Below are 23,385 nucleotides of genomic sequence, written 5' to 3'. Positions count from 1 at the left end.
GTGCCCGCCCCTTGACGGGCCCGTGTGTCACCCAGTCAGAATCTGTTTGTTCACGATCAGTTGTGATGAGTTATGAGCCCTTGATGAGGGAGAGCCGCTTTGACGGTCACTCGGAGATCCGTATTGATCGCAGGAACCGCCGCCCCCACGGCCGGAGCGTTCGTGGGCGCCACCGACGCCCGGGCGGCCTCGGCCGGGCACGCGACGGGCCGCAGCACCGTCGAGCTCCACGACGGCTGGCGCTTCGCCCTGGTCGATCCGGGCGGGGTCACCGACCCGACCGGGGCGTACGAGGGCGCGGCACAGCCCGGCTACGACGACTCGGCCTGGCGCGAGGTGGCCGTCCCGCACGACTGGAGCATCGAGCAGACCCCCACCACGGAGCACGGCACCACCAGCGGAACCGGCTTCTTCCCGGGCGGCCTCGGCTGGTACCGCATCGCCTTCACCCTGCCGCCCGCCCTCGCCGGCAAGCGGATATCGGTGGAGTTCGACGGCGTCTACATGGACGCGTACGTCTACTGCAACGGCACCGAAGCCGGCCGCCACCCCTACGGATACACGGGGTTCGCCCTCGACCTCACCGAGCTGCTGCACACGGACGGCAGCACCGCCAACGTCATCGCGGTCAAGGTCCAGAACCAACTCCCCAGCAGCCGCTGGTACTCGGGCAGCGGCATCTACCGCGAGGCCCGTCTCGTGGTCACCGAACCGGTGCACGTCGAGCGCTGGGGCACCCACGTCACGACGCCGGACATCACCGCGCGGCGGGCGGTCGTCAGGGCGCGGACGAGCGTGGTCAACCAGACCGGTGCCGCGGCCGAGGTCCAGGTGATCTCACGGATCGTCGACCCCGACGGCCGCACCGCGGCCCGCACGTCCACCACCACGACGGTCGGCGACCGGACCGACGAGACCCATGAACTCGTCGTCGAACGGCCGAGGTTGTGGGACTTCGCGACCCCGGGCCACCGCTACACCCTGGAGACCGAACTGCGCGTCGGCGGCACCACCGTCGACACCTGCCGCACGTCCTTCGGTATCCGCTCGTTCCGCTTCGACCCGGACGAGGGCTTCCACCTCAACGGCGCCCACGCCAAGATCAAGGGCGTCGACCTCCACCACGACCAGGGCGCCCTCGGCGCCGCGATCAGCATCGACGCCGTCCGCCGGCAGATGACCGTCATGAAGTCGATGGGCGTCAACGCCTTCCGCACCTCCCACAACCCGCCCTCTCCGCAGATGATCCAGGTCTGTGAGGAGCTGGGCATCGTGATGATGGTGGAGGCCTTCGACTGCTGGCGGACCGGCAAGACGAAGTACGACTACGGCCGCTTCTTCGACGAGTGGTGCGAGAAGGACGCCACCGAGATGGTCCTCGCCGCCCGCAACTCGCCCGCCGTGGTCCTGTGGTCCATCGGCAACGAGATCCCCGACTCCACCTCCACCGCCGGACTGGCCATGGCCGACCGGATCATCGGCGCCGTCAGAGCGGCCGACGACACCCGCCCCCTGGTCATCGGCTCCGACAAGTACCGCCGCGTGCCCGCCAAGGGCTCCGCGGCCGACCTCATGCTCGCCAAGCTCGACGGGCTCGGCCTCAACTACAACACCGCGCAGTCGGTCGACGCGCTGCACGCCGCCTACCCCCACCTCTTCCTCTTCGAGTCGGAGTCCTCCTCCGAGACCTCCACCCGCGGCACCTACCAGGAGCCGGAGCACCTCAACACCGGCGAGAACCACACACCGGGCCGGCGCGCGACCTCCTCGTACGACAACAACCTCGCCTCCTGGACCATGAGCGGCGAGTACGGCCACAAGAAGGACCGGGACCGGAAGTGGTTCGCGGGCCAGTTCCTCTGGTCGGGGATCGACTACATCGGCGAACCCACGCCGTACGACGTCTTCCCGGTCAAGGCGTCCTTCTTCGGCGCGGTCGACACCGCGGGCTTCCCCAAGGACATGTACCACCTGTTCCGGAGCCAGTGGGTGAGCGAGCCCATGGTCCACCTGGTGCCCATGACCTGGAACCACGACAGGGGCGACACGGTCGAGGTGTGGGCGTACGCGAACGTCGACACCGTGGAGCTCTTCCTCAACGGAAAGTCCCTCGGCACACGGAAGTTCGACACGAAGAGGACCGTCGACGGCCGTACGTACCTGGAGACCACCGAGGCGACCGGCGACGACAAGACGTTCACCACCGGCCCCTACCCGGGCAGCTACACCAGTCCCAACGGCAGCGCGGGCAGACTCCACCTCACCTGGAACGTGCCGTACGCGCCCGGTGAGTTGAAGGCGGTGGCCCGCCGCGACGGCCGAGCCGTCGCCACCGACGTGCTGCGCACCGCCGGCCCACCGCACGAGGTCCGTCTCACCGCCGACCGCACGTCCCTGCCCGCCGACGGTCGTTCACTGGTGTTCGTGACGGCGGAAGTGGTCGACGCCAGGGGAGTGGTGGTGCCCGACGCCCAGCACCTGATCGCGTTCGAGGCCCACGGCGGGTCGCTCGCCGGTCTCGACAACGGCCGGGAGGAGAGCGCCGAGCGCTATCAGGCGAGCACCCGGACCGCCTTCCACGGCAAGGCCCTCGCGATCGTCCGCAGCGGCACGCGCCCGGGAACACTGCGCGTGACGGCCCGCTCCGAGGGCCTGCGGAGCGCCACCGTCGCCGTGGCCGCCACCGCGGCGCGCACGAAGGCGACCACCCCGGCCGCCCGCTTCGAACCCGACCCGGGACCCGGCTCCCCCGCCTACCCGTTCGCGGACGCCGGCTACTCGGGGCGCCCGGACTCCCTGCCGGCCGCCATGCTCGACGGTGACGCGGCCACCGGCTGGTCCAACGCCTTCTACAAGTCGGCCACGGCCCTGCTGCCCGACTTCAGCGGGGCCCGCCCCGAGGACTGGGTCTCGGTCACCTGGGCGCGCCCCCGTGCCGTCGACCGCGTCGAGGTCTCCTTCACCGTCGACGCGACGCACACCCTGCCCGCCTCGGCCGAGGTCTCGGTGTGGGACGGCGAGCGCTATGTGCCGGTGAGGGGAACGGCAGTCGACTGGGCCACCGCGTCCGACGCCCCGACCGTGATCACCTTCGACCGGGCCCGCGGGTCACGGCTGCGGATCCTCCTGACCAGCGGGCACCCTGGAGCCGCCGACGGCGGGCTGCGCATCAGCAGGCTGGAGGTCCCGGTGGTCTGAGCGCCCGCGATGCTCGTGCTCGGTCAGCGTGTGGAGTTCGGCCGGGCCCAGCGGGCGGTGCGCCTCGACGTACTCGCCGTGCGGCAGGCGTGTGATCACGCCGGTCGCACGGCCGTGCGCCACCAGCTCGCTGTCCCGCTGCTGCAGCCCCAGACACAGGCGGCGCGTCACCACGAGGACGAGGACCGGGACGACGAACAGGGAGACCCGCACGGCCCAGGTCACGCTGTTGATGGACAGATGCAGTCGGGTCGCCACGATGTCGTTGCCGCCGCCCGCGAGCAGGATCAGATACACACTGATCCACGCCGCCCCGATCGCCGTACGCACCGGCCGGTTGCGCGGACGGTCCAGGAGATGATGCTCGCGCCGGTCCCCCGTGAACCGGGCCTCCAGGAACGGGTAGACGCCGATGGCGACCAGGAGCAGCGGAAAGACGACCACGGGGATGAGCACGCCGAGCACCAGCGTGTGCCCCGCGACATCGACCTCCCAGCCCGGCATGACACGCACCAGGCCCTCGGCGAAGCCCAGGTACCAGTCCGGCTGGGCGCCCGTCGACACCTGGTCGGCGCGATAGGGGCCGTACGCCCAGACCGGGTTGACGGTCGCGACCGCCGCGACCAGCGTGATCACGCCGGACACCAGGAAGAAGAAGCCGCCCGCCTTCGCCAGGTACACCGGCAGGAACGGCGTCCCCACGACGTTGCGTTCGGTCTTTCCCGGTCCCGGGAACTGGGTGTGCTTGTGGTACACGACGAGGACCAGATGCGCGACGACGAGCGCCGCCATGATCCCCGGGATCAGCAGGACGTGCAGCGAGTAGAAGCGGGACACGATGTCATGGCCGGGGAACTCCCCGCCGAACAGGAAGAACGACAGATACGTGCCGACGACCGGCACCGACAGCAGCGCCCCGTCCACGAACCGCAGTCCCGTCCCGGACAGCAGGTCGTCGGGGAGCGAGTAGCCGAACAGGCCCTCGAACATGCCGAGGAGCAGCAGCGTCCAGCCGAACACCCAGTTCAGCTCGCGGGGTTTGCGGAACGAACCCGTGAAGAAGTGCCGCATCATGTGCGTCAGCATCGCCGCCAGGAAGATCAGCGCTGCCCAGTGGTGGATCTGCCGGATCAGCAGCCCGCCGCGCACGTCGAAACTGATGGCGAGCGTGGACGCGTACGCCTCCGACATGCGGATGCCGTTCAACGGGACGTAACCGCCGTGGTATGTCACCTCGTTCATGGACGGATGGAAGAACAGCGTCAGGTACACGCCGGTGAGGACCAGCACCACGAAGCTGTACAGGCAGATCTCGCCGAGCAGGAAGGACCAGTGGTCCGGGAAGACCTTGCGCAGATACCGCCTGCCGAGGGTGTGGAGGCCGAGACGGCCGTCGAACCAGTCGGCGAGGCGCTCGCCGGAGGACGTCTTCCCCGATGTGCTCCCGGTGTCCGTCATGCGTGCTCCTCCTCGGTCGCGTCGGTCGCGTCGGTCTCGTCGGCCCGCCGTACGCGCGCCAGCTTCTCGGGGTTGGTGACGATGTAGACGTCGGACACCCGCTCGCCGTCCGGAGTGAGGTCCATGACCATGACCGCGTACGGCGACTCGCCCGCGAAGATCACCGCGGAGTCGTCGCCGTTGACCCGCCGGTAGCGGATGTCGAGGCCGGCGCCGCGCCGGGCGGCGTAACCGGCGAACAGCCGGGCCGCCTTGTCCCGGCCACGCACCGGCCGCAGCCCCGCCGGCGCGTTGCCACCGCCGTCCGTCCACACGGTCACGTCCGGCGCGAGGATCTCCATCAGCGCGGCGATGTCCCCGCCGAGCGCCGCCTCGACGAAGCGCTCGGTCGCCTGGCGGCGGACACGGGGATGGGCCCGGTAGAGCGGCCGGCGGGCGTGCACGTGCTCCCGCGCCCGGTGCGCGAGCTGACGCACGGCCGCCGGACTGCGGTCGATGACCTCCGCGATCTCGGTGTGCGCGTACCCGAACACCTCGTTGAGGACGAAGACCGCCCGCTCCAGCGGGGTGAGCGACTCGAGGACCACCAGCATCGCCAGCGACACCGACTCCGTGCGCAGGGTGCGGTCGGTCGAGTCGTCGGGGGCCGCTTCGTCGAGCAGCGGCTCCGGCAGCCAGGGCCCCACGTACGTCTCGCGGCGCCGGGTGATCGCGGCGCGGCGCGCGAGCGCGTGGTTCACGGCGATCCGTACGAGGTAGGCGCGCGGGTTGGTGATCGTGTCCAGCGGTGCTCGCCGGGCGCGGCCCGTCCACGACAGCCAGGCCTCCTGGAGGACGTCCTCGGTGTCGGCGACGCTGCCGAGGATGTTGTAGACGATCGCGAAGAGCAGCTCGCGATGGTCGACGAACACCTGCGTGGCGCTTTCGGTCCGCTCGGACATGCCATTCCTCCCTGGGTGCGCTCACCACTGCGAGCCCCCCAGGAGGTCCGAATGTGACATCCGGAGGCCAAAGAGTGACGTACGTCTCACGGCGTCACGCGGTTCCGGCGCCGTGCCCTCTTGAACGCGAGTCCGATGCCCCGGTGCACCCGGCACCCAACTCGGCACTAGGAGACAGACATCGTGTTCAAGAAATGGCACGGCAATCCCTGGGCGATCCTCATCACGCTCTCCCTGGGCTTCTTCATGACCCTGCTCGACCTGACCATCGTCAACATCGCGATCCCGGACATGGGACAGGATCTCGGCGCCTCACTGGACGAGATCCTCTGGGTCGTCAACGCCTACACGCTCGCGCTGGCCGTGCTGCTCATCACCGCGGGCCGCCTCGGCGACCTGCGCGGCAAACGCGCCCTCTTCCTGGCCGGCGTCGCCCTGTTCACACTCGCCAGCCTCGCCTGCGGCCTCGCACGGGACCCGGCCCAGCTGATCGCGTTCCGGGCGGTCCAGGGACTGGGCGCGGCGCTGCTCATGCCCCAGACCCTCTCGATCATCGCGGAGGTGTTCCCGGCCGACCGGCGTGGTGCCGCGATGGGTGTCTGGGGCGCGGTCGCGGGAATCTCCGGCGCGCTCGGCCCGATCGTCGGCGGCGCGCTGATCACGCACCTGGACTGGCGGTGGATCTTCTTCGTGAACCTGCCGCTCGGGGCGCTGGTACTGGTGCTCGCCGTGGCGATCATCCCGGCCTCGCGCCGCACGGTCCGCCACCGCTTCGACACCCCCGGCGTCCTGCTCGCCTCAAGTGCCCTGTTCTGCCTGGCCTTCGGGCTGACGGAGGGGCAGCGCTACGACTGGAACGGCTGGATCCTGGCCCTGTTCGGTGCCGCGGCGCTGCTCTTCGCCGGTTTCCTCGGCCACGAGCGCGGCCGGCAGGGCGACGATCCGCTCGTCCCGTTCTCGCTCTTCAGGGACCGCAACTTCACCCTCATCAACTTCGTCGGCGTCACGGTGTCCTTCGGCGTGATCGGGATGTTCCTGCCACTGACGATCTACCTGCAGTCCGTGCTGGGCTTCAGCGCCCTCAAGTCCGGGCTCGTCCTGCTGCCGCTCGCGCTGGGCTCGTTCGTGACGGCGGGGCCGGCCGGAGTCCTCGCGGACAAGGTCGGCGGCAAGTTCATCCTGATGACCGGGCTGCTCGCCTGGGCCGCGGCCCTGGTGTGGATCGTGGCCGTGGTGGACGTGGGGTCGAGCTGGACGGCGGTCGCCTTCCCGCTCCTGCTCGCGGGCCTGGGAGCCGGGTTCACCTTCGCGCCGATGGCGACCGAGGTCATGCGCAACGTGCCGGCGACGCTCTCCGGAGCCGCGTCCGGCCTCAACAACGCGCTGCGGCAGGTCGGTTCGGTGCTCGCGGGTGCCGTTGTCGGCGCGGTGCTCCAGGCCCGGCTGGCCTCCTCGCTCTCCGAGCAGGCCCAGCGGCGCGCCGGCCGGCTGCCCGCGGCGTACCGCGACGGTTTCGTCGGCGCCTTCTCCACGGGGGAGGCCGACGTCAATGCCGGGCAGTCGGCGCGGGTGCCGGACGGCGTTCCGCACGATGTCGCCGACCGCATGCGCGCACTGGGCGGCCAGGTCTTCGGCCATGGCTTCGTGCAGGCGATGGGGCCCGCCGTCCTGGTCGCCGCCGCCGTGCTGCTGACCGGGGCGCTCGCCTGTCTCGCCGTACGCCGTCACCGCGGCCCGTCGGCCAACCCGCACGCTCTGCCCGTGTACGAACCCCAGTTGGAGGAAGCGGCCTCATGACCACCGACACCATCGACCTCACCGTCATGTACGCGGCCCACGACGCCTTCCGGCGCGACCTGGAGCGCCTGGCCAAGGCCGCGGTGGACGGCACCGCGGCCTCCCCCGGAGTCCGCGCGGGCTGGGACAACTTCAAGCACCAGCTGCACATCCACCACACCGCGGAGGACAGCGACCTGTGGCCGCGTGTGGAGCGCGGGGCCACGGGCCGGCCCAGGGACGTCGCCCTGCTGGCCGCGATGGAGGCGGAGCACGCCGGCCTCGGCGCGCTGCTGGCCGCCGTCGACACCGCCCTTCGTGACCGGTCGGCCGAACTCCCCGCATGCGTACACGCGTGGCCGCCGCCCTCGACGACCACCTCACGCACGAGGAGGACAGCGCCCTTCCGCTCGTCCAGGAGGTACTGACGCCGGCGGACTGGGGCGCCTTCACCGGACGGATCCGCGAGGTGCAGGGGCTGCGCGGGGCCGCGGTCTTCGTGCCGTGGCTCGTCGACGGAGCGCCGGCCGCCGACCGGGCCCGGTTCCTCGGTGCGCTGCCGCCTCCCGTGCGGGTCCTCAACCGGCTTTTCTGGGAGGCGGGTTACCGCAGGCGCGGTGTGTGGCGGGCCTGAACCCGAGGAGCGCCCGGACGGGGCCACGGCTCCGTCCGGCCGCGCGGACCGCGCCCCGGGGCCGCCGGCCGAGGGCGGGAGGATCGGGGCCGGCGGCCGGTTTCGCGCGGGAGAGCCGCCGTCCTGCGCGGGGCCTCCGAGAAGGGCCGGGTTCCAGTGGACCACCGGGTTCCGTGCGCCGGGAGCGTGCGACGGGCTCCGGCGCGAGCGCGCGGTTCACACGGGGCGCAAAGAAATTTCGAAAGCCGGTGCGAATAGGTCGAGTTGCCAGAGCATTTGACCATCTTTCAAAGATGCGGATGTTGCTCAGGCGCCTTGTTGGCCATGAGTGTGTTGTGCGAGGGTGAACTTACTGCGCGTGGTCAATGGCCGGGTAGGAAATACGTGTTCGTCATTCCGGACCGCCGACGAGCTGAAAGGCTCCGGACGAAGGTCTTCGCCGACCTTCCCGCCCGGCTGTTCTCCCGGCGCATCGCCAAAAAGGTACGCACCGGGCAGGGCTGCTTTTCGGCGGCCGGAAATGGCCTGTGTGCCACCTTGCACCGTGGAAGGAACCCGCTTCGTGCCCACCCCCCACCCCCCTCGTCCCGCCTATCCTCCCGGCGGCGCTTCCGGTGAATGCGACGAGAGTCTCGCCGCCCGGCTCAGAGGCCGACCGGAGGGCGGGGCCACACAGTCCGTCGCCCTGCTGATGGCCCGCCACTGGCAGTCGACGTACGACTACTCGGTCATCTGCCTCGCCTCTTCGTCGCACGTCGCCTCGATGGTCGCCGCGACCTCCTTCCACTACGCGCTCGACTGCCTGATGCGCGGCGAGTCCGGAGCTGCCCTGCGGCCCCGGCTCCTGGTGACGGTGCGGGACACCGTCAAGGAATGGTCCGCCGAGGACCGGATATCCGGTGTTCTGCCGGACTTGGGGAAACCCGCCGGTGGCCGCGGTATGCGGGTGGCGGGATCCATGACGGCCGAAAATCGAAAGCTCGCCGAGCGTTCCTTCCAGGCGCTCCCGGGTTCCGCCCAGTGTCTGCTGTGGCACACCGAGGTCGAGGCCGAGCCGATATCCGTACCAGCCGGTCTGTCGGGCATGGACATCCCGACCGCGACGGCCGCTCGGGAGCAGGCCCGCGAGCAATTCCGGCGGGGTTGTCTACGCGCCCATCGGGAACTCGCGCCGAGTGAGGAATGCGGTTTCTACAATCGGCTGCTGGATGTCCTGACGCGTCGCGGCGGTGCGCTGTCGTCGGACGTCCGGCACCATCTCGCGGGGTGCGCCCACTGCCGACATGCTGCGGAGCAACTTGACCACTGCGAGGGCGAGTTGGGTGTCCTGCTCGCCGAAGCGGTGCTCGGCTGGGGCGCGCGGCGCTATCTCGACACCCGCTCGGGGGGCGCGCGGCAAGGAGTGCGCCCCCCGAGCGGGCCGGCGTTCGGGGGGCGCCCTTCGGGTGATCCCGCCGTTCCAGGCGGCCCAAGAGGTGGTGGCGGCGGTTTCGGTGGTGCGGGAGGTGGTGGTGGTCCGGGCGACGACGGCGGTCACGCGGGTGGCGGGGGGCCCGGGAGCGGGGGGCGCCATCGACTGCTGGCCAGGATCCCCGCGCCGGGCCGCCGGATCGCGACCGGCCAGGCACGGTCCAAGGCCCTGCTCACGGGGGCGGGTACGGCCTCGGCGCTGCTGCTCGCGACCGTCATCGCCGTGAGCGTGTCGTCCTCTGGCGGCGGCGACCCGGCCGCCTCCACGGGCGTCGGCAGCAGTCACACCGTGCCGGCCGCCCCGCGTTCCTCGCCCCCGACCTCGGCCGGACTGCCCACCGGTACCGAGCGGACACGGCTGCGCAACCTCGCCGCCGACCTGTGCCTCGACATCCGGGGCGGCAGGACGACGTCCGGTGCGGAGACCGAGCTCGCCGTCTGTTCCGCCGCCCGGACCCAGCAGTGGTCGTACGAGGACGACGGGCTGCTGCGCAGTGTCGCCGACCCCGGAATGTGCCTGGACTCCGGGGCGGTCGACGGTGTCGTCGCGCTGAACCGCTGTGTCGGTCCGGGGGACGCGCACGGCGACGAGGTCCGCTACGACCTCACCGTGCGGGGCGAGTTGCTGCCCCGCGCGCGGAGCGGGCTCGCGGTCGCGCCCGGTTCCACCGGCCCGGACGCCGTCGTCGTCGTCAAGGACCGGAGCGCTTCCGACGCGCAGCGCTGGCGCACCGACTCCTCGTCCGCCGCACCCCGGTCGTTGTCGATCGCGGGCGCGGTGGGCACGGTGGGCACGGCGGGCGCGGTGGGCACGGCGGGTGCGTCGGGTGCGGCGAGGAGTCCCGTCACCGAGCCGGCGCGCGTCGATGGCACGACGGGAGGACAGCGAGACGGACAGCCGGGCGCCCCGTACGGCGAGCAGCCGACGGGCGGACCCGACACCCCGGACACGACGGCGCCGGACGCCCCAGAGGAACCCCGCGCGGTGAGCACCGACGACCGCACGCACCCGGAGTCCGTGCCGCCGCTGCCCGCAGGACTTCCTCCCGCGGCGGCCGGGACGGCCCTCTGAAGGAACGGTCCCCGGCGCCCGGGCTCCCCCGGCGCGCACGAGCCGCCGGGGGAGCCCGGCCCCGACGGGATCGCCCCGTCCGACGGGATCGGCCCGTGCGGGGGGATGGTCTCGCGCGAGGGGACCGAGTGGGCCGATGGTGGCGGGTCGCCTTGTGGAGGCGGTGTATTCGATGGGGTCGGGTGACCCGGCCGGGGGCGGTGTACCTGTGGGGCCGGGTTCCCGAGGGGGCCGGGGCCGGCCTGCCGGACTGGATCGGCTCGTCTGATGGGATCGGTCCGTGCGGGGGGATGGTCTCGCGCGACGGGACCGAGTCGGCCGACCGTAGCGGGCCGCCCTGCGGATGCGGTGCGCCCCGCCCGCTGGGGCCGGGGTACCCCGCTGGGGCGGTGCGCCGACGAGACCAGGCGCACCAGGGACACCGGGCGCACCAAGGCACCCGGCGCACCAAGGCACCGGGCGCACCAAGGCACCGGGCACACCAGGAACGCCCATCGGCCCCGCAGGACGGTGCGCTCGCTGGCCGGGTCGCCCCAGGGCGACCCGGCGGCCCCGCGGGTCGGTGCGCCCGGTGGGGGCGGGCCGCCCCGCGGGACCGGGACCTTGCGAACCGGGCGGCCCCGCGACACCAGGCTCCGTCGCGGGACCGGGACCGGGACCGGTCCCGCGACGGGGACCGGGCGTGGGACGGGGGATGGGGCGTGGGGGCGGGCCGAGCCCCCTACGACACCACATCCCGTGGCGGCTTGCCCGCCACGAAGTCGGCGGCGTTCTGGACCGCGGCCAGCGCGATCCGTACGAGGGTCTCGCGCGTGACGCCCGCGACGTGCGGCGAGAGCACGACGTTCGGGGCCTTGAGCAACCGCAGCGCCGCCGTGGGCGGTTCGGGGTCGAAGACGTCGAGACCCGCGCCGGCCAGCGCACCCGCGTCGAGCGCGTCCGCGAGGGCGTCCTGGTCGATCAGGGCGCCCCGCGAGGTGTTGACGACGAACGCGGTGGGCCTCAGGAGCGCGAGCCGTTCGGCGTTCAGCAGATGCCGGGTCGCCTCGGTGAGCGGCGCGTGCAGCGTGATGTAGTCCGACGTCCGCAGCAGTTCGTCGAGTTCGACATGGCGGGCGCCGCCGAGCCGGGCCTCCGCCTCCGCGCCGACGGACTGCGGACCGGCGTACACGATGGACATGTCGAACGCGACCGCGCGGCGGGCGACCTCCTCGCCGATGTGACCGAGCCCGATGATGCCGAGGGTCTTGCCGGACAGCTCGGTGATGGACCGCTGCAGCCGCGGCAGCGCCCAGTCCGCGTCGACGAGCGCGGTGTGCGCCGGGATCAGCTGCTTGGCGAGGGCGAGCATGAGGGCGAAGGTCTGCTCGGCCACATTCTGCTTCTCGGCGCCGCTGGAGCCGATGTTGCACACCGGCACCCCCTTGGCGCGGGCGGCGTCCAGATCCACGTAGTCGAAGCCGTGGCTGGCGCACTGCACCAGTTCGAGGTCCGGTGCGGCGGCCAGGTGCCCGGCGGTCACCGGGGCGAGGCCGGTGATGATGACGTGGGCCTCGCGCAGCGCGCCGGGGTCCTCGTCGGTCGTCTCGACGACGGTGACGCGGGCCTCGCCGGGGAAGACGCCGGCGAGCGCGGCTCCGGCGGTGCGACCGCCCACATGCGCGGAGACCACGGCGAGTACGTTCTTCACGGTGTTTCCTCGATCAGGTCGTCGGGGCCGAGGCCGGCGGGGCGGGAGTGTCCGGACAGGGCGAGCGTGAGGTCGAACTCCGCGAGCAGGCAGCGGATCACGTGCTCGACGCCCGCCTGTCCGTCGAGGCCGAGCCCGTAGGCGTACGGCCGTCCGACGAGTACGGCCCGTGCGCCGAGGGCGAGCGCCTTGAAGATGTCGTCGCCGGTGCGGATGCCGCTGTCGAACAGGACGGTCAGCCGGTCGCCGACCGCCTCGACCACGCGGGGCAGCGCGTCGGCGGCAGCCACCGAACCCGCCACCTGCCGGCCGCCGTGGTTGGAGACCACCACGCCGTCCATCCCCGCGTCGGCCGCGCGCCGGGCGTCGTCCGGGTGCAGGATGCCCTTGAGGACGATGGGCCCGTCCCAGTTCTCCCGCAGGAAGGCCAGGTCCGGCCAGGTCTTCCCGGGGTCGGCGAACATCCCCACGAAGTGCATCACCGCCGCGTTCGGGTCCTCGTGCACCGGCTTGGCCAGACCCGCCTGGAACGCGGGGTCGGAGAAGTGGTTCGCGGTGCCGATGCCGTGCAGGAACGGCAGATACGCCTGGTCGAGGTCGCGGGGACGCCAGGCCAGCAGGGGAGTGTCCAGCGTGACGAACAGGGCCGTGTACCCGGCGGCCTTCGCCCGGGCCAGGAAGCTCCGGGTGACCTCGCGGTCCTTCGCCCAGTACAGCTGGAACCAGCGCTCCGCGTCACCCATCGTCTCCGCGACCTGCTCCATCGGCGTGCTGGACGCCGAGGACAGGATGTACGGGACACCCTGCGCGGCGGCGGCCCGCGCGGCGGCGGACTCCGCGTCCGGATGCATGATCGAGAGCACGCCCACGGGCGCGAGCGCCAGCGGCGCGGGCAGGGCGCGCCCCAGCACCTCGACGGACAGGTCGCGTTCGTGCACGTCCCGCAGCATGCGCGGCACGATCCGGCGGCGGTCGAGCGCCTCCCGGTTCGCCCGCGCGGTGCTGCCGTTGCCCGCGCTTCCCGCCACGTAGCCGACCGGACCGGGGCCGAGCCGCTGCTCGGTGAGCTCCTCCAGCCGGGTCAGATCGGTGGGCAGCCGCGGCACGGCGCCCGTCATTCCGTTCAGATAGATCTCGTACTGGAAGTCGGCCCAGTGCTTCGCCATCCGTACGTCCCGCCTCTCGTCCCTGAGATCGCGCTGTACGCCGTCGATCCTGGCCACTGTGACAAGGTCCGTCCACTGTGGTGCGCACATCGCGTGGCTGGGATCATCACCTCGTGACAAACAGGCCCGTGGACGTCAGGGAACGTGTCCGGCAGGAGATGGTCGGCGACCCGCGTGTCGTGGAGGCGGTCGTCGCCGCCGTGCACGAACAGGTGCCGGTCTACGCCGCGCTCGACGACAGCCGGCTGCCCGAGGTACGGGCCATCGCGGCCTGGGGGCTGGAGCGCCTGCTCCACCTGTGGGCCACCGACGCCACCCTGGAGCCGTCGGACCTGCGGCGCTTCCGGGGCATCGCGGCGGCCCGCGCGGCCGACGGGCGCCCCGTCCAGGCGGTGCTGCGCGCCTACCGGGTCGCGGCGACGGTCCTCACGGACGAGATCGCCGCCCGCGCGCCACGGCTGACCGCGACGGACGCCCTGGCGCTCACCAGGATGCTGCTGACCGCGCTCGACACCCTCTCCGAGGAGATGGCCACCGCGTACGCCGCGACCAGCGAGGACCTCGCCGCGAACCGTGACCGGGCGCTGCGGCTGCTCCTGGACGACCTGATCGCGGGGCGGCACGCCTCGGTCGGCGCGCTGACCGACCGCTCGGCCCGGCTGGGCATCCAGCTACCCGACCCCGCGTGCCTGCTGGTGACCGAACCGGCCGGCCCGGACCGCCCCGACATGACGCACGACGTGGTGACGGCCCTGCTGGACACGCTCGACACCACCGGCACCCCCGACGTCATCTCGCCGACGACCGTACGGGGCCCCCGCGCCGTCCTGCTGCTGCCCGCCGCTGCCCTCGCGGGGGCCGGGGCGGCACTCCGCTCGCTGGAGCTGCGCGGCTGCGCGATCACGGCGGAGAGTCTGGACCGGATCGCCGTCGCCCACCGGCTGGCCGCCGACGCCCTCGACACGGCACCCGCCCACGCGTACCGGGGAGGCCGCCTCCTCACCGACGCCGACGCCCATGTCCTCGCGCTCCTCGCCGGGCACCCGGCCGCGCCGCCGGACCACATCGCCCGTCTGGTGCTGGGACCGCTCACCGATCCGGGGCAGGGACACCTGCTCGCGGCGCTCACCGCGTACCTCGACACGGGTACGGCGAACGCCGCCGCACGTGAACTCCATCTCCACGCCCAGTCCCTGCGCTACCGCCTGCGCCGCATCCGCGAACTGACCGACCGCGACCCGCGCGACCCCTGGCAACGGCTGACCCTGGACATCGCCCGCACGATCAGGGCCTGAGCCGGGTCCCTCAGCTCAGACCCGTCCGGGCCGGCCGGGTCCCTCAGCTCAGACCCGTCCGGCCCGGCTCGGGAGAGGGGCCGCCCCGTGGCGGGGTGTCCTGGCCCGGGTCGCCGACGCGGGCCGTGGCCCGGATCGGTGCGCCGTCCGCTCCCGCCAGGCGCAGGGGAAACAGGAAGACCTCGACCGACCGGCCCGCGGCCTGTGCCTCGGCGAGCCGGTCGAGGCCGGTCAGGTTCTCGGCGATGACCCCTCCCGCGCCGCACAGCACACGGTGGGCCGGCAACTCCGCTCCACCCGTGGGGTCCACGCTCAGCGCGTCGACGGCCACCGTGCGCACCCCCGCGGTGACGAGGGCCTGCGCGGCCTCCGGTGTGAGCCAGGGGTGCGCCGCGTAGTGGTCGGTACCCCAGTGCGCCGACCATCCGGTGGCCAGCAGGAGGATGCCGGCCGGTCGCGGCCCGAGGAGGCCGAGCGCCGGCGCGAGATGATCCGGGGTGATCGGCTCCCGGGCCGGCAGACCCCGGACGTCGGCCACCACGGCCGCCCCCGCGAACCGTTCCAGCGGCAGATCGTCCAGCGTGGGCCACGCCTCGTCCACGTGGTACGGGGCGTCGACGTGCGTCCCCGACTGCGAACCCATGTGCAGTTGCAGGACGTTGACGCCGTGCTCGGCGACCTTCAGCGCCCTGGTCACCTCGACCCGAGGGTCACCGGGATAGACGGGCATCCCGGTGACCACGGGGACGGACAGATCGATCCAGGGTCCCATTCAGCTGCCCTCGGTGGCGAGGGCCGGCGTCGAGCCGTCCGTCCGCGAGCCGTCCGTCTCCGCGCCCGGCCCGGTGATCGCCGGGACCGGGACGTCGACCGTACGGGCCAGCCGTGCGCCCTGCGGCCCGTATACGGCCCGGGGCTCGGGGAAGACCCGCAGCAGCGTCAGGAACAGCACCGCGGCGACGGCCAGCGACAGCGGCAGACTGATGTCGATGCCGTTGGCCAGGTCGCCCAGGGGCCCGACGAACTGGCCGGGGATGTCGGTGAACAGCACACCGACCATCGCGGCCACCCACCACGCCGTCATGCCCCGCCAGTTCCAGCCGTGCGAGAACCAGTAGCGGCCGCCGCGCTGGCGGCGGTTGAAGACCTGCAGCGCGTCCGGGTCGTACCAGCCGCGCCGGGTGTAGAAGCCCAGCATCATCACGACCATCCACGGAGTGGTGCACGTGATGATCATCGTGGCGAACGTGGAGATGGACTGGACGAGGTTCAGACCGAAACGGCCGATGAAGATGAAGGCGATCGACAGGACACCCACCACCAGCGTCGCCTGGACCCGCGACAGCCGCGGGAACACCGACGAGAAGTCGAGCCCGGTCCCGTACAGCGAGGTCGTGCCCGTCGACATGCCGCCGATCAGCGCGAGCAGACACACCGGCAGGAAGAACCAGCTCGGGGAGATGGCCAGCAGCCCGCCCACGAAGTCGGGGGCGCCCGGATCGACGTACTTCGGAGCCTTCGTCGCGATGATGCTCGCGGTGGCCAGACCGAAGACGAACGGCAGCAGGGTCGCGATCTGCGACAGGAACGCGGCGCCGACGACCCTGCGGCGCGGCGCGTCGGCCGGGATGTAGCGCGACCAGTCGCCGAGGAACGCGCCGAAGGACACGGGGTTCGACAGCACGATCAGCGCGGATCCGATGAAGGACGGCCAGAACAGCGACTGGGTCGCGGAGTCCGCCGAAGCCGTGAAGACACCCGCGTACGAGGGGTCGAAGTCACCGGCGAACGCGATCGCGCCGAGCAGGAAGAGCACGGTCGCCGAGGTCACCGCGATCTTGTTGACGAAGAGCATGAACCGGAAGCCGTAGACGCACACGGCGAGCACCAGACCGGCGAACAGCGCGTACGCGACGACGTACGACAGATTGCTGCGCTCCAGGCCGAAGAGCCGGTGCGCGCCGCCGACCAGGGCGTCGCCGGAGCTCCACACCGAGATGGAGAAGAAGGCGATCGCGGTGAGCAGGGAGAGGAAGGAGCCGACCACACGGCCGTGCACTCCGAGGTGCGCCGACGAGGAGACGGCGTTGTTCGTGCCGTTGACCGGCCCGAACACCGCCATCGGGCAGAGGATCAGCGCGCCCGCCACCACGCCGAGGAGCGTGGCCGCGAGCCCTTGCCAGAAGGAGAGCCCGAAGAGGATGGGGAAGGCTCCGAGAACACAGGTGGAGAAGGTGTTGGCGCCGCCGAAGGCGACCCGGAACAGGTCGAGCGGGGACGCGCTGCGGTCCGCGTCGGGGATCCGCTCGACGCCATAGGTCTCGACCTCGGTGAGGGAGGGAGAGGTGGTCGGGGAGTTGTCGGACAAGAGTGCTCCAGCGAAGTGCCTGTACCCGGACGGGCGGTGGAACGCGTGGTGGCGCCGGGGGAGGGATGGCCGGTTGTCGCCGCTGGGGTGTGCGGCGTGAGCGGAAGCCGTCCTCGTGGGGTCTGCCGACGTTAAGGCGTGGCGGAGCACGGGCACCAGAGGACGGATCATCCACCGTCCGAGCCACCGCAGGACGATTCCTCCATAGTGCGGGCGGTCCCTCGCTACGGCGTCATCTCGCGTTCACTCCTTCCGCTCCTCCTCGTGCCCTTCCCGTTCCCCCTACTTCTCTTCTTGTTCTCCCTCGGTGTCGGCGGCGGCAGCGTCCTGGGGCCCGGCGTCCGGTCCCTGGGCCCGGACCCGCTCCACGTGTGCGAGCGAGTCGCGCAGCTCCGTCAGCCAGTCGTCGGTGTGGCGCTGCACGAGGCGGACGCACCAGGCGAGCGCGTCGCTGCGGCTGCGGGCCACGCCGGCGGCGATGAGGGTGTCGAGGACCTGGCGCTCGGGCTGGCGCAGCCGGGTCATGACAGGTGCCGCGACGTGGGTGAACAGCGCGCGTTCACCCCCGCACTCGACGCCCCAGGACACCTTCCGGCGGAAGCGGTGCTCCGCCTCGCGCGCGACCGCGACCCGGTCGTCGCGGGTGCGCTCCCTGAACTCCTGGACGCGTGCCTGGACGGCCGCCTCCCGCTCGGCGTCCGAGGCGCCCTCGGCGAGCCTGGGTTCCGGAACGCGGCCGACGACGGTGATCTCCTCGCGGTCGACGGTCACCTCCGCCAGGCTCTCGAAGAGATCGTCCGGAAGGCGGCCGGCGAACCAGCCCCGTATCTGCTCGCGGTGCTCTGTCGTAATCATGTAATGACGATTACTCCATTGCAGGGGATGCGCAAGGGTCGCGGGCGATGTCCGCCGTGGGCGGAAAGGGGGTCCCGCGGGGTCGGGGGTGCGCTGAGCGGAATGTTTCAGGCCTATTGCGGAGCCGGGGGAAACCGGCCAGGAAGATGCCCCGGGCGATCAACGGCCGTGCCGTTGTGGGGCTCGAACGTTCGACTTTCGTTACTTCGCGCCAGTGATTCAATACTCAAAGTTACCGAAACGCGTGGGGTCGATGTGTGTTTCCGGTGTGGACTCGGCAGACTCGCGCTCGCCGCACCGACACACACCGAGCCGGTGCCGCATTCAACCGAGCGGAAGGATGCACACAATGCCGAACACCGCGCGCTGGGCAGCGACTCTCACCCTCGCGGCCACCGCCGTCTGCGGGCCCCTCGGAGGGTCCGCCCTCGCCGCCCCCGCCCCCGCCCCCGCGCTCGCCCCGTCCGGGCTCTACGCCCCCTCGGCCCTGGTGCTCACCACGGGCCACGGAGAGAGCGCCGGCACCGCGACCCCGGAACGCGCCGTCACGCTGAACTGCGCGCCGACCGCCTCCGGCACCCACCCCGCGGCCGTCCAGGCCTGCGCCGAACTCCGTGGGGCCGGCGGCGACTTCGATGCCCTGTCGGTCAGAGACGGCGCCTTGTGTACGAAGCAGTTCGATCCCGTGGTCGTCACGGTCGCCGGTGTCTGGCAGGGCAAGCGGGTCGCGTACGAACGGACCTTCGCCAACGAGTGCGTGAAGAACTCCTACGGGACGACCGTCTTCACGTTCTGAGAGACCGGGATCGCGCGCTTTTCGTGAGCATCGATCGAGGCGCGTAACTGGGGAGTGCGAGCCCCGTCGCGGAGCGCAGCGCGATCTCGCACCGAGGGTCGGCCGGGCGGAGTGGGGCCTCCGGTCGGCCCTCGGCATGTTCCGGGCCCGCCCACGAGGACACAAGTCGCGTTGTCCCAGGAGGGTTTGGCCCCGCGGGGAAGCACGCCGAAGGCTGGAAACCCCGGGCACGGCACCCGCGGGCCCGAGCGCCCGGGGAAGCGGACCCGACGCGCACCTGCCGGAGCACCGGAGCACCGGAGCACCGGAGCACCGACACATCGGTATCTCGGCACCTCGGCACCTCGGGCCCGGTCGGAGCTGCGGCGACCCGCGCGGGAGGCTCCGCGCGGAGCAGTGGCGTCACCGGTCCGAGTCTCCGGGGATGCCGGGTCCGTCCCGGTGCCGTAGCCCTGGATCATGAGTGTTCTGGCTGACGCGGACCGACGGTTGTTCCGACGTGTGGCGGCGGCGCGGCTGCCCGCTGCGGATCCGGCGCTGCGACGGCTGAGCCACTACGCCGATCACGGACGGCTGTGGCTGGGTGCGGCGGCGGGCCTGGCGCTCGCCGGAAGCGGCACCGGCCGCCGGGCGGCGTTGCGGGGTCTGGGCTCGCTGGCGCTGGCCTCGCTGACCGTCAACACCGTGGCCAAGTGGAGCACCCGGCGGCCCCGCCCGCTGCTGGAGACGGTCCCGCCCATCCGCCACCTCGCCCGGCAGCCGCACACCACCTCCTTCCCCTCCGGGCACTCCGCCTCGGCCGCGGCCTTCGCCACCGGAGTCGCCCTGGAGTCGGCCGGACCCGGCGCACTGGTCGCGCCCATCGCCGCGGCGGTCGCCTTCTCGCGGGTGTACGTAGGGGTGCACTACCCCGGTGACGTGCTGGCCGGCGTGGCGATCGGAGTCGGCGCGGCCGTCCTCACCGCCCGCTGGTGGCCACCGCGCCCGGTGCTCCCGGAGCGGGAACGGCCCTCGGTCCCCGCACCGGCGCTGCCCGGCGGCGCGGGGCTCGTCGTGCTCGTCAACGGCGAGGCGGGGACGGCGGAGCCCGGGGCGTCGTCCCCGGTCGCGCGGTTGCGCGCGCTGCTGCCCGCGGCCGAGCTGATCGAACGCGGCCCGGACGACGACTTCGCCGCGCTGCTCGACCGGGCGGCCGCGAGGGCCGTGGAGGCGGGCGGTGCGCTCGGGGTGTGCGGGGGTGACGGCAGCGTCAACGCCGCGGCGCGGGTTGCGGCCGAACGCGGGCTCGCGCTCGCCGTGTTCCCCGGCGGCACCTTGAACCACTTCGCCCAGGACGTGGGCGTACCCGGCCTGGAGGACACCGCCACGGCGATCCGCCGCGGTGAGGCGGTGAGGGTGGATCTGGGCGTGGCGAGGCCGCCGGGGACCGGGCACGAGGTGCGGTTCCTCAACACCTTCAGCATCGGCCTGTATCCCGAACTCGTGGGGATCCGCGAGCGCTTGGAGCACCACTGGGGCAAGAGGGCCGCCTCGGTGGTCGCCCTGGTGTGGGTCCTGCGCGACGCGGCCCCCGTCGAACTGCGCGTCAACGGCCGTGACCGACGCCTGTGGCTGCTCTTCGCGGGCAACGGGCGCTACGAGCCGGAGGGGTTCGCCCCGGTCTCCCGGCCTCGCCTGGACGACGGACTCCTCGATCTGCGGCTGATCGACGGCGCCCACCGCTTCGCCCGTACCCGGGTCGTGGTCTCCGCCCTCGTCGGCGCGCTCGGCCGCTCCCGTGTGTACCGCGCCGAAGCGGTGCCCTGGGTCGAACTGGAGGGTCTGGGCGGCACGGAGACCCTCGCGTACGACGGTGAGATCGCGCCCGCACCGGCCGGGGTGAGGCTGGAGAAGGAGCGGCGGGCGCTCGTCGTGTACCGGCCCGCCGCGGCGCGGAACGCGAACACGGGGCGGGCCGCTCGGGCCGACGGGCGGCGCAACGGGAGGAGGGGCCGCCGTCTCCCTGCAGACGGCGGCCCCTCGGTTCCGGGGTGATCACACGGGTCCTACATGTGGACGGCGCGCACGGCGTCCGGGTCCTGCTCCTGGGCGCCACGGCGGTACAGGAGGAAGGCGATGACCGCGCCCGCGGCGAAGAAGCCGGCCGACCACCAGAAGGCGGTGGTGTAGCTCTCGATCGTCGACTGCGCCCGGACCAGCTTGTTCGTCGCGTCCTTGCCGGCCAGGTAGCTGGTGGCGGCGCTCGCGGCGAGCGTGTTCAGCAGCGCGGTACCGATCGAACCGCCCACCTGCTGCATCGTGTTGACCGTGGCGGACGCGACGCCCGCGTCCTCGGCGGCGATCCCGCTGGTGGCCAGCGACATGGCGGGCGGCATCACGATGCCGAGGCCCGCGCCGATCAGGAGCAGCTGCGGCAGCACGGCGGTGGAGAAGTCCGAGGCGACCCCGATACCGGTCAGCCAGGCCATGCCGGCGACGGCGATCGCGAAGCCCGCCGGGATGACGATCTTCGGGCCGATGCGCGGTACCAGGACGGTGGTGGACACCTGGGCCATGATCATCAGGGCCGCCATCATCGGCAGGAAGGCGACGCCGGTCCTGGTCGGGCTGAATCCCAGGTTCAGCTGCAGGTAGTAGGTGAGGAAGAGGAAGACGCCGAACATGCCCGCACCGGTGATCAGCACGGTGACGAACGACGCGGCGCGGTCGCGGTCGAGCAGGACGCGCATCGGCAGCAACGGGTGCTCGGCGCGGGTCTGCCACCGGGCGAAGGCGCTGAGCAGGATGCCACCGGCGGTCAGGAAGCCCCAGGTCAGCGGCGAACTCCAGTCGTGCGTCTCGGCGTTGGAGAAGCCGTAGACCACGGCGAAGAGGCCGGCGGAGACCAGCAGGGTGCCCGGCAGGTCGAGCCGGGAGTTCGCGGCGTCCCGGTGGTTGCCCAGCAGCACCCAGCCGCCGGCGAAGGCGACGACCGCGAAGACGAGGTTGACGAACAGCGTCCAGCGCCAGTCGAGCGCGTCGGTCAGCACACCGCCGAGCAGCAGACCGACCGCGCCGCCGGCACCGGCGATCGCGCCGTAGACGCTGAACGCCTTGGCGCGTTCCTTCGCGTCGGTGAACGTCGTGTTCAGCAGCGAGAGCGCGGCGGGAGCGAGCAGCGCGCCGAAGACACCCTGCAGGGCACGCGCGGTGACCAGCATGCCGAAGCTCGTGGAGGCGCCGCCGAGCACGGAGGCGCCGGCGAATCCGGCGACACCGATGAGGAAGGCGGGCTTGCGCCCGAAGAGGTCGGCGATGCGTCCGCCGAGCAGCAGCAGGGAGGCGAAGGCCAGCGAGTAGGCCGTGACGATCCACTGCCGGTTGCCGTCGGAGAAACCGAGGTCCGCCTGCGCGGACGGGAGGGCGATGTTCACGATGGTGGCGTCGAGGACCACCATCAGCTGCGCGATGCCGATGATCGCGAGGATCCACCACCGCCTCGACGACGGCGCGGACGAGGAGTCCACGGAGCCCTTGCGGGCACCTTCGGTCAGGGTCTGGGACATGGGAGAACCACTCCAGGGAAGTCGCTCAGGGTAACGGAGACGTAAACGAAACTGTTTCGTACACATCGACAGTAGAGCACCGCCCTGCGAAACGGCAACGTTTCGCTAGAGGTGTCGAGTGAGGCGACCGTCACATCGCGCATCTCGCGGCGAGGTGCACGTATCCCTGTATGCCTTGACCGGCATATAACCGACGCGGCATATTGGGGCGCATGCCCGACGTCACTCCCTGGACCGCGCTCGCGGACCCGCACCGCCGCGCGATCGTCGCGCTGCTGCGGGAGCGCCCGCGCCCCGTCGGAGAGATCGTGGCGGCATGCGGACTGAGCCAGCCGAGCACCTCGAAGCACCTGCGGGTGCTGCGGGACGCGGGCCTGGTCCGGGTCAGCCAGGACGCGCAGCGCCGCGTCTACGCGCTGGATCCGGCCCCGATCGCCGCACTCGACGCCTGGCTCGCCCCGTACCGCACGCTGTGGAACGACAGCCTCGACACTCTCGGACGCCGTCTGGACAAGACGGCGGGGGAGCCGTCGGACGACCCCGAAGCCCCCTCCGCGAAGGACTGAGCCACCATGTCGGCCGAACGCACCGCCCTCACCGGCACCTACCTCACCCTCGACGACGGCCGCCCCGCGGTCCGCTTCAGCCGTACCTACGACCACCCGATCGACCGCGTCTGGCAGTTCGTGACCGACCCGGAGGAACTGGCCGGCTGGTTCCCGTCCCGCGCGGAGATCGAGCTGCGCCCCGGCGGCACGATCAGGTTCAGCGGTGACCCGAACACCCCGGACTCCACAGGTCGCGTCATCGCCGTGGACCCGCCCCGGCACCTCTCCTTCGACTGGGGCGGCGACGAACTGCACTTCGACCTCGAGGCCCTCGACGAGAAGCGCACGCACCTCACGCTCACCGACGTGCTCGCGGCCGAGGACACCGCCGCCCGCAACGGCGCCGGCTGGGAGGTGTGCCTCGCCGCCCTCGACGCCAAGGCCCTCGGCCGGCACTCGCCGGGCCCGCACGCCGGTGCCGGAGCGCCCTGGCGGGAGATCTACGGCGCCTACCTCGCCGCCGGTGTCCCCTCCGGCGCCCGGGTACCGGGGATGGACTGACCTCCCAGCGGG

The 23,385-nt window shown here is 72.1% G+C and carries 18 protein-coding genes; 10 read left to right on the top strand and 8 right to left on the bottom strand.

Translation table 11 applies throughout. The features are described 5' to 3' along the window. The first annotated feature begins 99 nt into the window (after positions 1–99). Positions 100–3,198, top strand: coding sequence for a glycoside hydrolase family 2 TIM barrel-domain containing protein (locus OG199_RS05895; RefSeq protein WP_405828382.1), 3,099 nt, complete (start codon positions 100–102; stop codon positions 3,196–3,198). Here the strand turns inward: OG199_RS05895 and OG199_RS05890 are convergent. Together OG199_RS05890 and sigJ are read right to left on the bottom strand one after the other, a co-directional pair. Then, entirely contained in the window at positions 3,109–4,656 is a 1,548-nt protein-coding gene (locus OG199_RS05890) for a cytochrome bc complex cytochrome b subunit (RefSeq protein WP_405828380.1), read from the bottom strand. The two genes, OG199_RS05895 and OG199_RS05890, sit on opposite strands and share 90 nt — an antisense overlap. Then, a complete protein-coding gene (gene sigJ / locus OG199_RS05885; RefSeq protein WP_405828378.1) occupies positions 4,653–5,597 on the bottom strand; it encodes an RNA polymerase sigma factor SigJ in 945 nt (314 codons plus the stop codon). The genes OG199_RS05890 and sigJ overlap by 4 nt, the downstream gene beginning before the upstream one ends. Before the next feature lie 183 nt (positions 5,598–5,780). On the opposite strand from sigJ, the gene OG199_RS05880 reads away from it, so the two are divergent. The 4 genes from OG199_RS05880 (at position 5,781) to OG199_RS05865 (ending at position 10,549) form a co-directional block, all read left to right on the top strand. Next, on the top strand, positions 5,781–7,394 hold the full coding sequence (locus OG199_RS05880; RefSeq protein WP_405828376.1) for an MFS transporter: 1,614 nt from the start codon (positions 5,781–5,783) through the stop codon (positions 7,392–7,394). Then, the gene (locus OG199_RS05875) at positions 7,391–7,801 is read left to right on the top strand and encodes a hemerythrin domain-containing protein (RefSeq protein WP_405828374.1); all 411 of its coding nucleotides are present in this window, start codon (positions 7,391–7,393) and stop codon (positions 7,799–7,801) included. The genes OG199_RS05880 and OG199_RS05875 overlap by 4 nt, the downstream gene beginning before the upstream one ends. Continuing rightward, positions 7,717–8,007 (top strand): hypothetical protein, encoded by a 291-nt coding sequence (locus OG199_RS05870; protein WP_405828372.1) that lies wholly within the window; start codon positions 7,717–7,719, stop codon positions 8,005–8,007. Before OG199_RS05875 ends, OG199_RS05870 begins: the two co-directional genes overlap by 85 nt. Before the next feature lie 562 nt (positions 8,008–8,569). After that, positions 8,570–10,549 (top strand): ricin-type beta-trefoil lectin domain protein, encoded by a 1,980-nt coding sequence (locus tag OG199_RS05865; protein WP_405828370.1) that lies wholly within the window; start codon positions 8,570–8,572, stop codon positions 10,547–10,549. A gap of 721 nt (positions 10,550–11,270) precedes the next feature. Here OG199_RS05865 and OG199_RS05860 read toward each other — a convergent pair. Then, a complete protein-coding gene (locus OG199_RS05860; RefSeq protein WP_356801134.1) occupies positions 11,271–12,239 on the bottom strand; it encodes an NAD(P)-dependent oxidoreductase in 969 nt (322 codons plus the stop codon). Beyond that, complete coding sequence (locus OG199_RS05855) at positions 12,236–13,405, bottom strand: lactate 2-monooxygenase (RefSeq protein ID WP_401809080.1); 1,170 nt, start codon at positions 13,403–13,405, stop codon at positions 12,236–12,238. Before OG199_RS05855 ends, OG199_RS05860 begins: the two co-directional genes overlap by 4 nt. A 113-nt stretch (positions 13,406–13,518) precedes the next feature. Between OG199_RS05855 and OG199_RS05850 the strand changes: the two genes are divergently transcribed. After that, complete coding sequence (locus OG199_RS05850; RefSeq protein WP_405828368.1) at positions 13,519–14,700, top strand: PucR family transcriptional regulator; 1,182 nt, start codon at positions 13,519–13,521, stop codon at positions 14,698–14,700. Positions 14,701–14,743: 43 nt separating this feature from the next. Here OG199_RS05850 and OG199_RS05845 read toward each other — a convergent pair whose 3' ends face one another. From OG199_RS05845 to OG199_RS05835, 3 genes are all read right to left on the bottom strand, one after another. Then, the gene (locus tag OG199_RS05845; protein WP_356801132.1) at positions 14,744–15,472 is read right to left on the bottom strand and encodes a cyclase family protein; all 729 of its coding nucleotides are present in this window, start codon (positions 15,470–15,472) and stop codon (positions 14,744–14,746) included. Then, entirely contained in the window at positions 15,473–17,068 is a 1,596-nt protein-coding gene (locus OG199_RS05840; protein ID WP_405828366.1) for a purine-cytosine permease family protein, read from the bottom strand. Positions 17,069–17,350: 282 nt separating this feature from the next. Beyond that, entirely contained in the window at positions 17,351–17,923 is a 573-nt protein-coding gene (locus OG199_RS05835) for a hypothetical protein (RefSeq protein WP_356801130.1), read from the bottom strand. Positions 17,924–18,272: 349 nt separating this feature from the next. Here OG199_RS05835 and OG199_RS05830 point away from each other — a divergent pair, with 349 nt between their 5' ends. After that, positions 18,273–18,719: a protease inhibitor gene (locus tag OG199_RS05830; protein ID WP_405828364.1), complete on the top strand. Its 447-nt coding sequence runs from the start codon at positions 18,273–18,275 to the stop codon at positions 18,717–18,719. A gap of 459 nt (positions 18,720–19,178) precedes the next feature. Next, entirely contained in the window at positions 19,179–20,753 is a 1,575-nt protein-coding gene (locus OG199_RS05825) for a bifunctional phosphatase PAP2/diacylglycerol kinase family protein (RefSeq protein WP_405828362.1), read from the top strand. Positions 20,754–20,764: 11 nt separating this feature from the next. Here OG199_RS05825 and OG199_RS05820 read toward each other — a convergent pair whose 3' ends face one another. Then, entirely contained in the window at positions 20,765–22,264 is a 1,500-nt protein-coding gene (locus OG199_RS05820; RefSeq protein ID WP_401809003.1) for an MFS transporter, read from the bottom strand. A 212-nt stretch (positions 22,265–22,476) separates the two neighbouring features. Between OG199_RS05820 and OG199_RS05815 the strand changes: the two genes are divergently transcribed. Both OG199_RS05815 and OG199_RS05810 read left to right on the top strand, forming a co-directional pair. After that, a complete protein-coding gene (locus OG199_RS05815; protein WP_356801126.1) occupies positions 22,477–22,830 on the top strand; it encodes a metalloregulator ArsR/SmtB family transcription factor in 354 nt (117 codons plus the stop codon). 6 nt (positions 22,831–22,836) lie between these two features. Continuing rightward, positions 22,837–23,373, top strand: a complete 537-nt coding sequence (locus OG199_RS05810; RefSeq protein ID WP_356801125.1) for an SRPBCC family protein — start codon at positions 22,837–22,839, stop codon at positions 23,371–23,373. Positions 23,374–23,385 lie beyond the last annotated feature (12 nt).

It is taken from the genome of Streptomyces sp. NBC_01176 (genome assembly GCF_045039825.1).
Classification (GTDB): domain Bacteria; phylum Actinomycetota; class Actinomycetes; order Streptomycetales; family Streptomycetaceae; genus Streptomyces.
The sequence above is the reverse complement of the archived record's forward strand: the minus strand, read 5'-3'. Positions and strand labels throughout refer to the sequence as shown.

Bases quoted from the DNA above. Each gene is read 5' to 3' on its own strand.
- OG199_RS05845 (WP_356801132.1), bottom strand. From the start codon at position 15,472: ATGGGACCCTGGATCGATCTGTCCGTCCCCGTGGTCACCGGGATGCCC.
- OG199_RS05810 (WP_356801125.1), top strand. From the start codon at position 22,837: ATGTCGGCCGAACGCACCGCCCTCACCGGCACCTACCTCACCCTCGAC.
- OG199_RS05890 (WP_405828380.1), bottom strand. From the start codon at position 4,656: ATGACGGACACCGGGAGCACATCGGGGAAGACGTCCTCCGGCGAGCGC.
- OG199_RS05830 (WP_405828364.1), top strand. From the start codon at position 18,273: ATGCCGAACACCGCGCGCTGGGCAGCGACTCTCACCCTCGCGGCCACC.
- sigJ (WP_405828378.1), bottom strand. From the start codon at position 5,597: ATGTCCGAGCGGACCGAAAGCGCCACGCAGGTGTTCGTCGACCATCGC.
- OG199_RS05855 (WP_401809080.1), bottom strand. From the start codon at position 13,405: ATGGCGAAGCACTGGGCCGACTTCCAGTACGAGATCTATCTGAACGGA.
- OG199_RS05870 (WP_405828372.1), top strand. From the start codon at position 7,717: ATGCGTACACGCGTGGCCGCCGCCCTCGACGACCACCTCACGCACGAG.
- OG199_RS05875 (WP_405828374.1), top strand. From the start codon at position 7,391: ATGACCACCGACACCATCGACCTCACCGTCATGTACGCGGCCCACGAC.
- OG199_RS05825 (WP_405828362.1), top strand. From the start codon at position 19,179: ATGAGTGTTCTGGCTGACGCGGACCGACGGTTGTTCCGACGTGTGGCG.
- OG199_RS05820 (WP_401809003.1), bottom strand. From the start codon at position 22,264: ATGTCCCAGACCCTGACCGAAGGTGCCCGCAAGGGCTCCGTGGACTCC.
- OG199_RS05815 (WP_356801126.1), top strand. From the start codon at position 22,477: ATGCCCGACGTCACTCCCTGGACCGCGCTCGCGGACCCGCACCGCCGC.
- OG199_RS05835 (WP_356801130.1), bottom strand. From the start codon at position 17,923: ATGATTACGACAGAGCACCGCGAGCAGATACGGGGCTGGTTCGCCGGC.